This is a genomic window from bacterium (assembly GCA_035549195.1).
Lineage (GTDB): Bacteria > Oederibacteriota > Muellerivitia > Muellerivitales > Muellerivitaceae > DASZRK01.
Genome location: DASZRK010000059.1, coordinates 13,785 through 28,913 on the forward strand (window position 1 = coordinate 13,785; position 15,129 = coordinate 28,913).

10 protein-coding genes are annotated in these 15,129 nt (G+C 61.5%); all 10 read left to right on the forward strand.

Annotation, left to right across the window (positions count from 1 at the left end; all coding sequences use genetic code 11):
* The first annotated feature begins 98 nt into the window (after positions 1-98).
* Positions 99-2,936, forward strand: coding sequence for a DUF11 domain-containing protein (locus VHE12_10635; GenBank protein HVZ81232.1), 2,838 nt, complete (start codon positions 99-101; stop codon positions 2,934-2,936).
* Between the two features lie 90 nt (positions 2,937-3,026).
* Entirely contained in the window at positions 3,027-4,784 is a 1,758-nt protein-coding gene (locus VHE12_10640) for a glycosyl hydrolase family 18 protein (GenBank protein ID HVZ81233.1), read from the forward strand.
* A gap of 195 nt (positions 4,785-4,979) precedes the next feature.
* Entirely contained in the window at positions 4,980-5,480 is a 501-nt protein-coding gene (locus VHE12_10645) for a hypothetical protein (protein HVZ81234.1), read from the forward strand.
* A gap of 10 nt (positions 5,481-5,490) precedes the next feature.
* Complete coding sequence (locus VHE12_10650) at positions 5,491-5,775, forward strand: GlsB/YeaQ/YmgE family stress response membrane protein (GenBank protein ID HVZ81235.1); 285 nt, start codon at positions 5,491-5,493, stop codon at positions 5,773-5,775.
* A 50-nt stretch (positions 5,776-5,825) separates the two neighbouring features.
* Positions 5,826-6,782, forward strand: coding sequence for a helix-turn-helix transcriptional regulator (locus tag VHE12_10655; protein ID HVZ81236.1), 957 nt, complete (start codon positions 5,826-5,828; stop codon positions 6,780-6,782).
* A 297-nt stretch (positions 6,783-7,079) separates the two neighbouring features.
* Entirely contained in the window at positions 7,080-9,479 is a 2,400-nt protein-coding gene (locus tag VHE12_10660) for a malectin domain-containing carbohydrate-binding protein (GenBank protein ID HVZ81237.1), read from the forward strand.
* A gap of 134 nt (positions 9,480-9,613) precedes the next feature.
* Positions 9,614-10,711 carry a glycosyltransferase family 1 protein gene (locus VHE12_10665; protein ID HVZ81238.1) on the forward strand — a complete coding sequence of 366 codons (1,098 nt, stop codon included), beginning with the start codon at positions 9,614-9,616 and terminating at the stop codon, positions 10,709-10,711.
* A gap of 201 nt (positions 10,712-10,912) precedes the next feature.
* The gene (locus VHE12_10670) at positions 10,913-12,052 is read left to right on the forward strand and encodes a hypothetical protein (protein ID HVZ81239.1); all 1,140 of its coding nucleotides are present in this window, start codon (positions 10,913-10,915) and stop codon (positions 12,050-12,052) included.
* Positions 12,053-12,171: 119 nt separating this feature from the next.
* A complete protein-coding gene (locus VHE12_10675) occupies positions 12,172-12,933 on the forward strand; it encodes a hypothetical protein (protein ID HVZ81240.1) in 762 nt (253 codons plus the stop codon).
* 158 nt (positions 12,934-13,091) lie between these two features.
* Positions 13,092-15,129, forward strand: a 2,038-nt coding sequence (locus VHE12_10680; GenBank protein ID HVZ81241.1) for a glycoside hydrolase family 18 protein, incomplete at its 3' end; no start/stop codon positions are given.

Here is a 15,129-nt window from a genome sequence, read left to right on the forward strand (position 1 = left end):
GCCGTCATCCTTACGGATCCTTCCGCGGGGATGTCCGGAAAACCGACAAACGACATTTTTGGATCAGTTCAAGAGGTCCCGCTCGGGGGTAGGACGTGATGGCAAGCCAAGTCCGATCAAGAAACAGGACGGTCCACGCAAGGGCCTGGCTCCTGGCCGCCCTGTGCATGGGGCTGGCCCCCGGTCCGGCGGGGGCCTACAAGATCCTCATCTATTACAACGCCAGCGACTTCTATAACAACTATGGGGCCGCCAATCTGGTGGCCGCCTTGACTCCGGGGAACACGATCACGACCGTCAGCGTGACCAGCGGGACCTTTTGCCCGACGGAGACCTGGACCAATTACGACCAGGTCTGGGATTGGAGGTTCGAGAACGCCATCAACGCGGCTTGCCCCTATACCCATGGTGCCGGGGATTTCGATTATTTTTCGGCCTGTTGGCAGACCAAGGCGATGAACTACCTGCAGAACTGCGGGAACCTCTACTTGATGGGGGAGAACGATGGGTTCGAGAGCCGGGACCAAGGGATCGATGCGTTCCTGAACGCCACAGGGGCCACCACCGGTTTCACGGGATGCCAGAGCGCTTCCGGCAACAATTTCGCCAATGGTGGTCTTTACACGGTAACGGGACTTCCAGGCGCTTCCAATCTCTGGACCTATGCCATGGGAGGGATCCCCGTCGGGGACTTGAGCGCGGGAGCCGTGGTCTGGGCCCACACGAATGCCGGGTGGTTCGATTCGCCCAATGATCGCGCCATCGGGATCGGTTGGTCGGGGGCGACGGCCTTGCCCGGCGTTCCGGGTCCCGCCTGTAACGTGGGCAAGTTGGCCATGACCTGGGATCAGTCCATGTATGACGGGGGACAATATCCGGGCGGGCACGATGCCCAGACCAATGCCTATTTCCAGTCCATCGTCAATTGGTTCGGTGCCGCCTCCTGCAGTTGCAATACCCCCACCAATACCCCGACCAACACCGCCACCCGTACGCCCACCAACACGGCCACCCGGACCGCGACCTTCACTCCCACCAACACCGCGACGGATACCGCCACCCGGACCCCCACGAATACGGCGACCAACACGCCAACGCCGACGGCGACCTCTACACTGACCGATACCGCCACCCGGACGGCCACTTCGACCCCGACCCATAGCCCGACCAATAGTCCAACGAACACGCCAACCTTCACCCCCACTCCGACCCGCACCCCCACGAACACCCCCACGGATACGCCGACGGACACCCTGGTCAATACGGCCACCCCGACCAACACGCCGACGGTGACCGATACCCACACCCCGACAAGTACCCCGACCGATACGGCCACCGTCACCCCGACCCGCACTCCCACCCTTACGCCGACCCTGACCCCGACGGCCACTCCGTCCTCGACCCCCACCGACACCCCGACCGACACCCTGGTCAATACGGCCACCCCGACCAACACGCCGACGGTGACCGATACCCCGACGCCGACCCACAGCGCCACCGATACGGCGACCGCCACGCCGACCCGGACCCCCACCCAGACCGCGACCGTCACCGCCACTTTCACACCCAGTTCGACGCCGACCCTGACGCCCACCGCGACCGCCACCTCGACCCCGACCGATACCCCCACGATGACGCCGACCGCCACGCCCTCGCCCACCCCCACCACCGACGTGGTGATCGCCAAGACGGTCTCGGACCCCAACCCTTCCGCCGGGGTGACCGAGACCTATACCTTGCGGCTGGTGGTGACCGGCGGGTCCGCCAACGGGGTGCAGGTGGACGACCCGCTCCCCGCCGGATTGACCTTCGTCCCGCCCGCCGCGGCCAGCGCGGGGGCCGTCGTTTACGATGCCGGGACCACCCAATTGACCTGGACCCTTCCCGCCAACAGCGCCCCCGGGACCTACACCTGCTCCTTCCAAGCCTCGGTGGAGCAGGGCCTCACCTGCGGCACGCTGGTCAATACGGCTTCCCTGGCCTACACGGGCCTGGTCGGCCAACGCAGTGCCAGCGCGGCCATCTCCACCCAGTGCGCCTATACGGTCCACATCGGGGTCTATAACGAGGCGGGGGAACTGGTGAAGCTGCTGCCGGTCCAACAAGCCACCCAGCCGATCCTCAACATCACCCTCCCCACACAGACCATCACGGGACTCAAGGGGACGGGCAGCAGCATCCCCATTTATTACGGCGGGACGCTCATCGGCACCTGGGACGGAACGACCAACAACGGCACCCTGGCGACCAACGGCACCTACCACCTCAAGATCGACAATGTGGACCCGCAAGGCGTGGTGACCAATGTGGCCCGGATGGTCTCGGTGGACCGGCATTTGGTCAAGGTCTCCACCGATATCTACAACGGGGCGGGCGAGGTCATCCGCCACCTCTTCACCTATGTGGACGACCCGGCGGGGTCGGTCCTGACCAACGTGGCGACCGATAGCGACCGCATCGATCCGGGCGTGACCGGACCCATCCAAGTGACCCTGGTGAACACGGGGACCCCGGTGACCCTCACCTGGGATGGGACCACCGACGCCGGGTCCTATGCGACCCCGGGGCACTATCAGATGCAGGTCCACTGGGACGACGGGGCGGGAGGGACCTCGGACATCAGCCGCGGGCTGCTGGTCGTCTCCGATGTCCATCCGGGGGACGCGATCATCGCCAAGCCGAACGTCCTGAACGCGAAGAACGGTTTCCAGGCCCAATTCATCGATCCTTCGGGCCTGCCTCGGACGGTCTCCTACCATATTTATGACCTGGCGGGTGAATTGGTGGCGGCCAAGGATGGGCCCCTGGGCGGCGGGCTCAACGATTGGGATGCTTCCGGCCAAGCGAGCGGTCTTTACCTGGCGGTCGTGGAGATCCGCAACATGAACGGCGGTTTGATGCAGCGGAACATCCTGAAGGTCCTGGTGATCCATTGAGGGAGTAGGTCATGGCGGCGGATCTTTGCGCCACCGGTTTGAAACGATTTTGGAGCGGTTAACGGAATGATGGAACGAAGAACATTATCCTTGGCCTTCTTCCTGGTCCTGGGGACCCTCGCGGGCCCGGCCCTGGCGAAACCTCCCTATCCGGTCCTGGGTTATCTCCCGGATTACGAAACGGGCGTGACCCTGGGCACCTTGGACTGGAACGACATGACCCATGTGATGGAGGCCTTCGCCCGCTTTGACGGAAGCACCAACATCACCTATCCGGACGGCCAGCGGGCCAACCTGGTCACCACCGCCCACTCCAACAACACCCGCTGCATGATCTCCTTCGGGGGGGCGGGGGATTCGGACGCCAACTGGCAATTGGCCATCGGCGCCAACCGCAACAAGGCCGTGACCTCCATCATGGCCCTGGTGGCCGCCAATGGCTATGACGGGGTGGATATCGACTGGGAGTTCCCGGGCGCCGGGGACAAGGCCAATTTCATGTCCTTCATGAACCAGTTGGCGGTCACCCTTCACGCCACCGTGGGTTACGACGGACAGCCGCGCCAACTGACTTTCTTCATCAGCCCGGGCTATTTCGTCTGCGGGGTGGATTGGACGACCATCGCCGGCTACGCCGACTACGGGGTCCTTTCGGGTTACGATTACGCCCTGAGCAACTTCAACGGGCCCTTGGATGACACCGCTCATTACACCAATTGCGCCGGGGTCTCCGTGCAAGGGGACATCCTGGGGTCGGTCGGGAGGCTTTCAGCCATGGGATTCCCCAAGACCCAGCTGATCCTGGGGTTCCCGTTCTATTCGACCCAGGGGAACGCCGACAACAGCGTCCTGGCCGGCACCCAGACCACCTATTACACCGCCCAGGCCGAGGCCGATTATTCGGGCGGGAACACGGGTGTCAACACCGCCCAATCCTTTTGCGACAAGATGAACTGGGCCTTCGGCCAGGGCATGCCGGGCATCGCCATGTGGGAGATCAAGCAGGCCTATCCGCCCAATAGCGCGGCGGTCTCCAATATCTGGGCGGTCATCGGGGGCCGCAACGGCTGCGTGACGGCCTTCGGGGCCGCCACCTCCACGCCCACCAACAGCGCCACCGCCACCCCCACCCGCACCGCCACTTCCACGGGAACGGCCACCGCGACCTCGACCCCTACCAGGACCGCCACCTCCACGGGAACCTCCACCCCGACCGGCACTCCGACCGATAGCGCTACGGCCACGCCTTCGGCCACCCCGACCGGCACGCCGACGGAGACCCCGACCCCGACCGATTCGCCCACGGTCACGGACACGCCGGTGAACTCCTACACGCCCACTTCCACCCTCACCGATTCGCCCACGGGAACACCCACGGCCACCCCGTCCCATACCCCCACGGCGACCCCCAGCTTCACCCCGTCCAACACGCCCGTCTTCACCGCGACCTCCACCTGGACCCGGACACCCACGGCCACGGCTTCGATGACGCCGACGGCCTCCTTCACCTCCACGGATAGTCCGACCCCCACCTCGACCCCGACCTCCACCGCCACGCCCCTGGCCCCGGTCCCGGCCCCGGTCCTTTTCCCGAACCCCGTTCTCGGGCCGGGGCCCATCACCCTGGCGGTCACCCTGCCCGCCGGAGGCGGCCTCCAGGTCCGGTTCTTCACCCCGGCCTTCCGGAAGGTCCAGGAGGCATCCTTCCCGGGGTTGCCGGTGGGGACCTCGGACCTTTCCTTGGAATTGAAGGACCGGTCGGGAACACCCCTGGCCAACGGGCTTTATTACGTGGTGGTGGAAAGTCCCCGGGGCAGGAGCGTCCTGAAATTGCTCCTTCTGCGCTAAGGGCCAACCTTTTTTCGTTCCGGATCGGGAAAATCTTTCCCTTTTTATTCACCGCAAAAAACCGTTAAAGCCAACACGGAAAGCCCCTTCGTAGGGCTTCTTTTAGGAAAACGAGGCTACCGATTTCCGCCGCCGGTATCTTTCCAAAGCCCGGGTCCCGTTCCTTAAATGAAAGTGAGGGAAAAGGAGGCGGCCATGCTGACTCGAACCAAAAACTCGCTGGTCTTGTGGTTGGTCTTGGGAGTGGTGTTAGTGCCGGCTTTTTCGAAAGGGGATTCAAGCTATCGGCCCACGCGCGATGGCGGTAATTTTGGGATCGGTCTGGAAGTGGGAGAGCCCGGTAACTGGGGTATCACGGGGAAGGTCTGGATCGACCATGAAAATGCCTTTCAGGGGGCGGTCAAGCTTCCGTCGGGGGAGGCCATCCTGCAGTTGGATTATCTTTGGCATGATTTCGACCTTATCCATATGAAGGATACCGATGGGGAATGGCCCTTTTACGTGGGTGTGGGGGGCGACTTGGGATTGAATGACCCCGTGGTCCTCGGGGCCCGCGTGCCGGTGGGGATGTCCTACATCTTCGACAAGAAGAACGTGCCGGTGGATATCTACCTGCAATTGGTGCCGGTCCTCTGGCTGACCGATCGGACCGATTTCAGGATCTACGGGGAATTGGGCGCTCATTATTACTTTTAAGGGGGGCGTCATGAGCGGACACGACTTGGTTTGGTACCTGATCGTCGGCCTATTGACCGGTTCGATCTCGAGCTATTTGGTCCAGGGCCACGGGATGGGGTTCGTGCGGGATACGGCCGTGGGGATCGTGGGGGCCCTTTTGGGCGGTTGGTTGGCCGGGGAATTGGGGATCCATATCGGTGGATTCTTCAGCGCCCTGGTCATGGCGATCATCGGGGCGGTGCTTTTCTTGATCATCCTGCGGGCGTGGTTCTTCTCCCGGGGACGGAAGGTTTGGGTCCTCCGGAAGAAATAAGGGTATCCTTGGCGCTGGAAGTGCCGTCCTCTTATCGGTGAAAATGGGGCATGAGCGCCAAGACCACCCGCTATTGGAAGCCCCGGCCCGTCTTTCGCATCCTCACGGCCGGCATCACCATCGACCCCCCGGGGGCGACCTACGGCCCCCGTCTTTCCCGCCACTATGAGTTCATCTGGATCATGGAGGGGGACGTCCAACTGCACTTCGACCAGAAGGTCCTGACCGGTGGACCGGGGATGGTCTTCCTGCGGGGCGCGGGCGTCCGGGATTATTACGAATGGTCCCCCCGCCGCCGGACCGTGCATGGCTATGTCCATTTCGACCTGGACCCGGCCCGGAAGGCCTGGCTGGAGAGGTCGCGGCCGCCCCTTTTCCGGAAGGTCTCGGGCAACGACATGCTCCATCCCCTGATGGGGTACCTCCTGGAGAACGAGGAACAGAAGGAGCCTCTGCGGAGCAGGCTTGTCCTGCCGGCCTTGGACCTGCTCCTGCAGGCCTTCGCCACCGGAAGGACCCAATGGAGGGGCCAACCCTCCTCCACCCTTCCCGCCGCGGTGGAGAGGTCCTTGGAGGCCATCCGCGCCCGCACCTCCAAGACCCCGCCCGAACCCTTGAGGCTTTCCGACCTGGCTTCGGCGGCCAATACGACCCCGGAGAACCTTTGCCGTCTTTTCCAGAAGTCCCTCCAGGTGGGGCCCCTGGAGTTCGTCAAACTGACCAAGTTGGACCGGGCGGCCAATTACCTGCGACGGACCTCCCTGGGGCTCAAGGAGATCGCGGAGGCCACGGGGTTCTACGACGCTTTCCACTTATCCAGGACCTTCAAGCAGGTCTATGGGGTCTCCCCGAAGGAGTTCAAGGGATCGGCCTACAACGAGTGGATCTCCCAACGCAATCCCATCATCCGGACCCTTTACGTCCATTCCCAGGCCGATTTCCTCAAACCCCCGCCGGGAACGCCTCCCCAAAAGGAAACTTTGGATCGCCGGGACGCAAGGCGCTAAGGCGAACGGCTGGAAAAGGCAAAAGCCTGTTTCGCCACGGATGCAGGGGATGCATGCGATGGCAAAAAGTCACGGCGGGTCGGCTTTTTGAACATGGGTAAGATCCCTTTCTCCCTTCGGTTTTGACGATATCCCATGGATCGGCGGCCGAATCCCGGTTTTTCCAGGTCCGGGCCCGGTCAATTCCGTCCATCCCTTGGTCAATCCGGTCCATCCACCTTTTGCCCTTCCTGGTCTTTAATTCCTGTGACCTCCCTTGAAGGGGCGGTCCTTGAATCGTTCGACGAACGAGGCCTCATGGAATCGACCTTCCCCAAGACCCGCCTTTCCTTTGGGCCCTTCCTTGCCCTGATTCTCCTTTTTCTCCTGTCCGTCCCGGCCGCCTGGGCCGTTCCCGGCGGCTGGACCGTTTCCTGGTCCGACGAGTTCAACCAGGTCGACAACAGCTCCCCCAATGGGGCCACCTGGGGTTACGACACGGGTTGCTCGGGTTGGGGCAACGCTGAATGGGAGAACTACACCAACAGCAACCAGAACTCCTATGTCGCCAGCGACGCGGCCTGCACCGACGGCAAATGCCTGATCGTCAAGGCCATCAACACCGGGGGCGGCTCCTGCGGCTATACCTCGGCCCGCCTGCTCACCTCGGGCAAGAAGACCTTCCAATACGGCTGGATCGAGGCCCGCATGAAACTGCCCTATGGCCAGGGCATCTGGCCCGCGCTCTGGATGCTGGGGACCAACATCGGGTCCGTGGGTTGGCCCACCTGCGGCGAGATCGACATCATGGAGAACATCGGGAACGCCGCCGACCAGGGGAACAGCCACGGCACCATCCACGGGCCCGGCTACTCGGGCGGGGCCGGCATCTCCTCCACCTACACCCTGCCCGGCGGAGCCAAGTTCAAGGACGGCTACCACACCTTCGCGGTGAACTGGCAGGTCAACCAGTTGGACTTCTACGTGGACGACATCCTCTACGCCACCCGCACCCCGGCCTCCATCCCGGCAGGGACCACCTGGGTCTATAACCAGCCCTTCTTCCTGTTGCTCAATCTGGCGGTGGGCGGGGGATGGCCCGGCTATCCGGACGGCACGACGGTCTTTCCGCAGGAGTACCGCGTCGACTACATCCGGGTCTATCAGCAGGGGACACCGGTACCCACCGCGACCCCCACGAACACCCCGACGCCCATCGTGGCCTCGACCTGGCGGGTGAACGCCGGTGGATCGAACTACACCGACGGGGCGGGGAACCTCTGGGTCGCGGACACCCAGTATTCGGGCGGGACCGCGGCGGTCCCCGTGGCCTCGGCGATCAACGGGACCACCGACGATACCCTTTACCAGAGCGAGCGTTATGGCAACCCCTTCACCTATACCTTCCATGTCCCGGCGGGTTCCTACCAGGTGACCTTGAAGTTCGCCGAGACCTACAGCGGCATCACGGCGGCGGGGCAGAGGGTCTTCAACGTTTCCATCAACGGGACCCAGGTCCTGAGCAATTTCGACATCTTCGCGGAGGTCGGGTCCAACACCGCCGACGACAAGGTCTTCAACAATGTCGCGCCTTCGGGGGGGATGATCACCATCCAGTTGGGGCCTTCCAGCGTGGATAACGCCAAGGTGGACGCCATCCAGATCGTCCCGATGCCGGCGACGCCCACCTTCACGTCCACCCGAACCTCGACCCCGACTTCTACATTCACAAGGACCTCGACCTGGACCATGACCGCAACGCCCACCTCGACGCCCAGCCTGACGAACACTCCCACCTTTACGGCATCGAGGACATCCACTCCCACCTCCACGGCGTCGTCCACGGCGAGCGCAACGCCCTCCAGCACTCCAACAAAATCCAATACACCCAGCTGGACTGCGTCCTCGACGTCCACAAGGACCCCGACCTGGACCCTGACCACCTTACCGTCCTCGACGCCGAGTTCGACGGCCACGGCGACTTTTTCCAGCACCTCCACTGGAACTTCCACCTTTTCCATGACCCCGGTCCTGAGCGCCACGGGCACGGCCACCGGGACCTCGACCCCTTCAGGGACCGCGACACCCTCCCCGACGTCCACCCAGTCGATGACCTTCACGGGCACGGCAACGGGGACATACACCTTTTCGCCAACGGGGACTCCCACCACGATCCATTCTTTCACGCCCACCTCCAGTTCAACTCCGACCTCTAGCTTGACCCCCACGTCCACCCATACCTGGACCTTGACCGGGACCTTCACCTATACCCCTACCCCCACGGTTACGCCGACCCTGACCGCCACCAGCTCTTGGACCCCGACCTCGACATTCACCTTCACCCGGACGCCCACCCCCAGTTCCACGCCGACCTTCACCCCTACCTGGACCGCATCGGCCACCAGGACCTGGACATCCACGGCCACTGCTTCCTGGACCTCGACCCCCACACCCATCCCGGCGCCGGTCCTTTACCCGAACCCGTGGGACGGGGACTCTCCCCTTTCCTTGGGGATCGCTCTGCCTCCCGGGTCCGAGGTCCATCTGCGGCTTTGGACCAGCGCCTTCCGCATGGTCTGGAGCGACCAGGTGACCGTCAGCGGAACGGGGAACGAACACATGACCCTCTTCCTTCCGAAAGTGGCCAACGGCCTCTATTACCTGGGTGTGGAGTCCAAGGGTAAGCATTGGGTCCTGAAGTTGTTGGTGTTGCGTTAACTGAGTTTTCCTTGATTTAACAACCGCGTTACCTGTCTCCCGGCAAGGGTCGGATAGCCTGTGCCAACCTTGTTCGGGAGTGGACCCTGAAAGTCGCCATCTTCACCGAGAGCATCCCCCCGCAGACCGACGGGGTGGCCCGCACCTACACCCGCCTCGCCGAGACCCTGAACGACCGGAAGATCGACTTCCTTTTTGTTTCCCCCTTCGCCCCCAAGGAGAAAGAGCCCTGGCGGGGAAGGTTCATCCGGGTGGCCTCGGTCCCTTTTCCGCTCTACCGCTATTACCGGATCGGGATCCCGCCGGTCTTTGAGCTGGAAAAGGCCATGGACCGGTTCGAACCGGACCTGATCCAAGTGGCCGCGCCGACCCCCATCTCCCTTTATGGCCAGAATTACGCCCACCGAAAGAAGATCCCCTCGGTCGTCAGTTACCACACCCATTTCGTGGATTATTTCCCCTATTACGGCTACCGCTGGGCCATGGGGATGGGGTGGAATTACATGCGCTGGTTCCATAACCGGAGCGAACTGACCTTCGCCCCTACCCCGGGGACCGCCCGGGAGCTCCAGGAAAGGGGATTCCACGGGGTCAAGCTTTGGCCCCGGGGCATCAACGGAAGGAAGTTCTCCCCGAAATTCCGGAGCGAAGCTTTACGGCGGAAGCTGAAGGTGGGGAGGCAACCCCTGCTTCTGTTCGTGGGACGCCTGGTGGCCGAGAAGGACCTGGGGGACCTGGTGGAAGCGGCCCTGGACCTGCGCCGCAGAGGCTATCAATTCCAACTGGCCTTCGCCGGGGATGGACCCTACCGGGCGACGTTGGAATCCCATTTCCCCAAGGACCATTTCTTCGGGTTCATCCAGGGCCGGCCCTTGGCCGAACTTTACGCCTCGTCGGACCTCTTCGTCTTCCCCTCCACGACCGAGACCTTCGGCAATGTCATCCTGGAGGCCTATGCCTCGGGCCTTCCGGTCATTGGGGTCAAACAGGGGGGCTCGGCGGACCTGGTCCACCATGGGAAGGATGGGTTCCTGGCGAAACCCCGGGACCCGAAGGACCTGGCCCTCTGGATGCGAAAGTGCCTGGATGCCCCAGCACTGCGGAAAAAGCTGGGAAAGGGCGCCCTCAAGACCGCCGCTGAATATGAGTGGCCCATCATCAATGGACGATTGATCGGGGAGTATGAGGGGTTGATTCAGGAATGGCGGCGAACAGCTATGTCTAAAGTATAAAATAGAAACCCGCCCCCATTGTTCTAGAGCTTGAATTTCAGGGGGATAGGGTGGCCATGATGGATGGCCTCAAGAGGATAAGTACTTATGTTTGCCTGGTCCCAATGAGTAGGGAGTGGACAAATAGGTTAAAATGAACTTTCAAAATATGAGCGGTGAAGGAAAATGTCTTGGCGGGTAATCTTTTAGAGGTGTTTTTGATTGAATAAAAAATTATTTTTTATTTTAGGTGTTTCAAGTGTTTTTTGTTTTCACGCTTGCAAGAGTTCGAATCCTGAAAACCCTTCTGATTTCAATATCGCGTCTCCGACGGCGACTCGGACAGTTACTCAGACTTTAACTGTTACAGATACCCCAACGCCTAGTTCGACTATGACCGGTACAGCGACCTCTACTTTAACCCCAACCTTGTCCTTTACTCTAACTGCGACTGCAACTGCTTCTTCCACCGGGACGATGACTTCGACAGTGACGAGCGTGCCGAGTGTAACTTTTACGCCAACCCCAACACCTATCTTAAATTCTTATGTAACCATTGGCGATTCCAGTCACTTCACGGCTATAGAGTGCGTTCGTTATTTGGGTGGATTTCTTTGGGTGACGGATTTAGTGAGAAACAATTTGCAGGAATGGAGTGTTGGCGGGATTCTCCAAGGGGCCCCGGTGTCCGTTTATGGATCCGGGCCAACTACATCATTTCTTTCGCCGGAAGGGAATGCTATTGATCCAACGACCGGCAATGTCTACGTAACATTTCCTAATAAGCATTTTGTTGCTGTTTTTGATAGTTCGGGTAGTTATCTGACTTCTTTTGGCCAAGCGGAATTTCTTTCATCTGTCCAACCTGTGGGAGCTGTAATTAACTCTTCAGGGACAACAGTTTATGTTGCGCAAAGGAATATCCTCTTAGACGCTAATAGTGTCTTTGTTTATGCCATAGGGGGCACTCCTTCCAGTCCCACTTTTTCATATCAAACCAAGCTTGGAGCGTCGATAGATTTCAATCGCCCGGCGAATATCTGCCTTGATTCCTCGGAAAATATCTACGTTGCGGATCCTGGAGCTAATGCTCTATTTAAAATGAACACATCGGGGACTCTACTTACGACATTTATGATTTCTGGAGCATTCGGCCCCAACGATGTAGCGGTGGATAGCGTTGGGAAAGTTTATGCCCCGAACATGTCGGATAACCTGATCTATGTGTTTGATTCTTCAGGGGTGAACATTGATACTTTTGGGTCTGGCATTGGCTTTACACCGTGGTCTGTTGCTTGGGATGGATTAAATACGCTATATGTGGGTTATCAGAACAGTTGGATGATTGTTGGGTTTCATTAGTAATTGGGAATAATTAATTATTTGATAGAAGTTTAACATAAGTTGGACAAAAGGTCGTTATTGTCCTTTTGGACCCAGCGCTATCCTTCCGGCGATCCTGAAAGATCGTGGAGGGTTCCATGCGCCGCACCTTGTTCATTTTGAGCACCACCATCCTGACCGGAGCCCTTTTCCACTCGGGCTGTTCCCGTGAAATGGCGGCCCTGACCCCGCCGCCTCCCCCCACGGCGACCCCCACCTTCACCTCGACCTCCACTCCCACCCACACCCCCACCGCCACGGCGACGACCGGGGGAGGGGGAGGTGCCACCCCGACGCCCTCGAGCGCGGTCATGTACGAGAGCTTCGATTCGGGCGGCGCGGAGTGCTGCTATAGCGACGCGGCCGCGCCCGGCTGGTTGGCCAGCAGTTACGTCCAAGGGACCACCACCGAGGGAGTGACCTGCACCACCGCCCAGGCCCTGTCGGGAACCCATAGCATGGAATGCTCCATCGACTTCGACGCGTCCGGCGACCTGGCCGAGGTGGGCATCGCCAGTTGGTCCACCTGGGGCGGCACCATCAATGCCAGCGCGGCCACGGGCTATTACAGTTTCTGGGTGAGCGCCACAGGCCCGGTCACCATCGCCAATCTTTACATCTGCCAGTCCTCCTGCCTGCCCCAGATCCTGAACCCCGGGATCAACCTGGCCGTTCCGGGGGATGGGCAATGGCACAATTTCCTGGTCCCTATCGGGTCCCCGACCCCGCCCTCGCCTTGGGTCTTCAACCAAGGGGCGGCGCCTTGGACCCAGACCGGCATCGTCCAGGTCTTCTTCGACATGGTGGGGCCGGCGGGTCCGGTGGTGGTCCATTTGGACGACATCTACTTCTACCCTTAAGGGAGCCGAAAAATGGCGGTTGCCTGATATGAAAAGGGCAAACGCCTTATATGGACCCCCTCAGGGTCGGTGTATTTTTCAGGTGATTTAAACCGGGCCCCTGCGAAAAACGTTTGAAGACGCCGAGCAAGGGCTTCACTCCGTGAACAAGGTTTAACATGAAAACAAAACTGGGTTCCTTTTACCTCCTGATGCTGGGCCTGCTGGCCCCGCAAGCCCTCTTGGCCTCCCCGAACTACATCGTGGTGGGCTACGCCCCCGGCTGGAACTCGAACGGCGCTTATAGCTTCACCACCAACTTCGCCACCGACATCCCTTGGTCGAGTCTCACCCACGTTTATTTCGCCTTCGCCACCGTGAACAACACCACCGCCGCCTTCAGCGATCCGAGCAACATCTCCGCCGCCCTGGTCAACCAGGCCCACGCCCACAACGTCCGCTGTTACCTGTCGGTGGGCGGCGCCACAGGGAACACCTGGCCCACCTCGACCGGGAACGCCCAGACCCTCGCCAACAGCATCACCGCCCTGGTCCACCATAACGGGGTGACCTTCGACGGCATCGACGTGGACTGGGAATTCCCCTCCAGCTCCACCGTCTTCAACGCCCTCATCCAGCAGATCCGCACCAATCTCAACGGCATCACCCCGGGGCTCGCGCCCTCGGGCAAGTTCTCCTCCATCGAGAGCAACATGGGGCTTTCCATGTACCTTTCCCCCGGTTACGACGTCTGCGGCTACAGCTTCACCACCCTCAACAACCTGATCGACTGGTTCACCCTGAGCGGTTACGACCTCAACGCCGCCAACGCCACCACGGGGGATTACCAGGGCCCCTTGAACGCCTCCGGTCTCTTCACCAACTGCGCGGGCAACCAATACCAGCTCTGCATCTCCCAGGTGGCCAACTGGTACAACACCAACGCGGGGAACGTCCCCTACGGCAAGATGATCCTGGGCATGCCCTTCTACGGCCGTACGGGGACCGCCAACGGCAACGGAACGGCCCCCTCGGCCGCGGTCTTCTCCTCGGGCACCGCCGGTTCCTATGACGCCACCAAGGACGAGTGCCCCTACACCTATGGCGGCAAGACCTACGGCATGGACACCGCCCAATCCTTCTGCGACAAGATGAACTGGGCCATGGGGACCAAGGGCATGAAGGGCATCGCCATCTGGGACCTGGGCCAGGGACTTCCCACCAGCGCCAACTCCATGATGACCAGCATCTGGAACGTGATCGGCGGGGGCGCCTCCTGCCTGACCATCGGCGGGGGAGCGGGTTCGCCCACGGCCACCGCGACGGCCACGCCGGGTTGCGGGACCAAGATCGCCGATTTCGAGAGCGGCAGCACCCAGGACAGCCTGTTGGGCTGGACCTCCGCCAGCGCGGGCGGCACCGGCTGCCTGACCACCATGAACCCCAGCCCCTGGGCCGTCAGCAGCCCGGGTCTGGAAGGGTCGGTCTACGCGGCCCGCCTTTACGGAAATGTGGGGACCCAGGGCACCTGCTATGGCCCCTCGGTCCTGGTCCCCCTGGGGTCCGGGACGCCCAGCTACAACGCCCAAACAAAAGGGCAGAACGCCTTCGTCTTCACCTTGAAGGTGAACGTGGGCAACGCCTCCGGCCCGACCACCCTTTTGATCGGCGCGGTGCCCACCAACGGGCAGACTTCCGGGTTTGAGTATCCTTATGTGGTCCCCTCGGTCGGGTCCGAGATCCATGTGACCGCCTTCTTCAGCCAGATGAGCTATGTCTACGGTCCCGTGACCACCCTGGACACGACCCAGCTCTTCCAGCTTTTCTTCACCCCGGCCTGGACCGGGGCCTATGACTTCACGATCGACAACCTTTATTTCGCCTGCCAGGCCACGCCGACCCCGACCCGGACCTTCACCAATACCCCCACCGATACGCCCACCGTCACGCCGACCCGCACCAATACCTTCACCTCCACCCCAAGTTCGACCCCGACCCCCAGCCCGACCAATACGGTGGCCAACACCCCCACCGCGACGGCCAGCAGCACGCCGACCCGGACCGCCACCTTCACTCCCACTGCTACCGCCACCCGCACCAACACCCCGACCCTCACCGCGACCCCGACTCCCAGCTCCACCCCGACCAACAGCCCCACGGGTACGCCTACCGCCACCCTGGCGAACACCGCCACCCATACCGCCACCCGGACCTGGA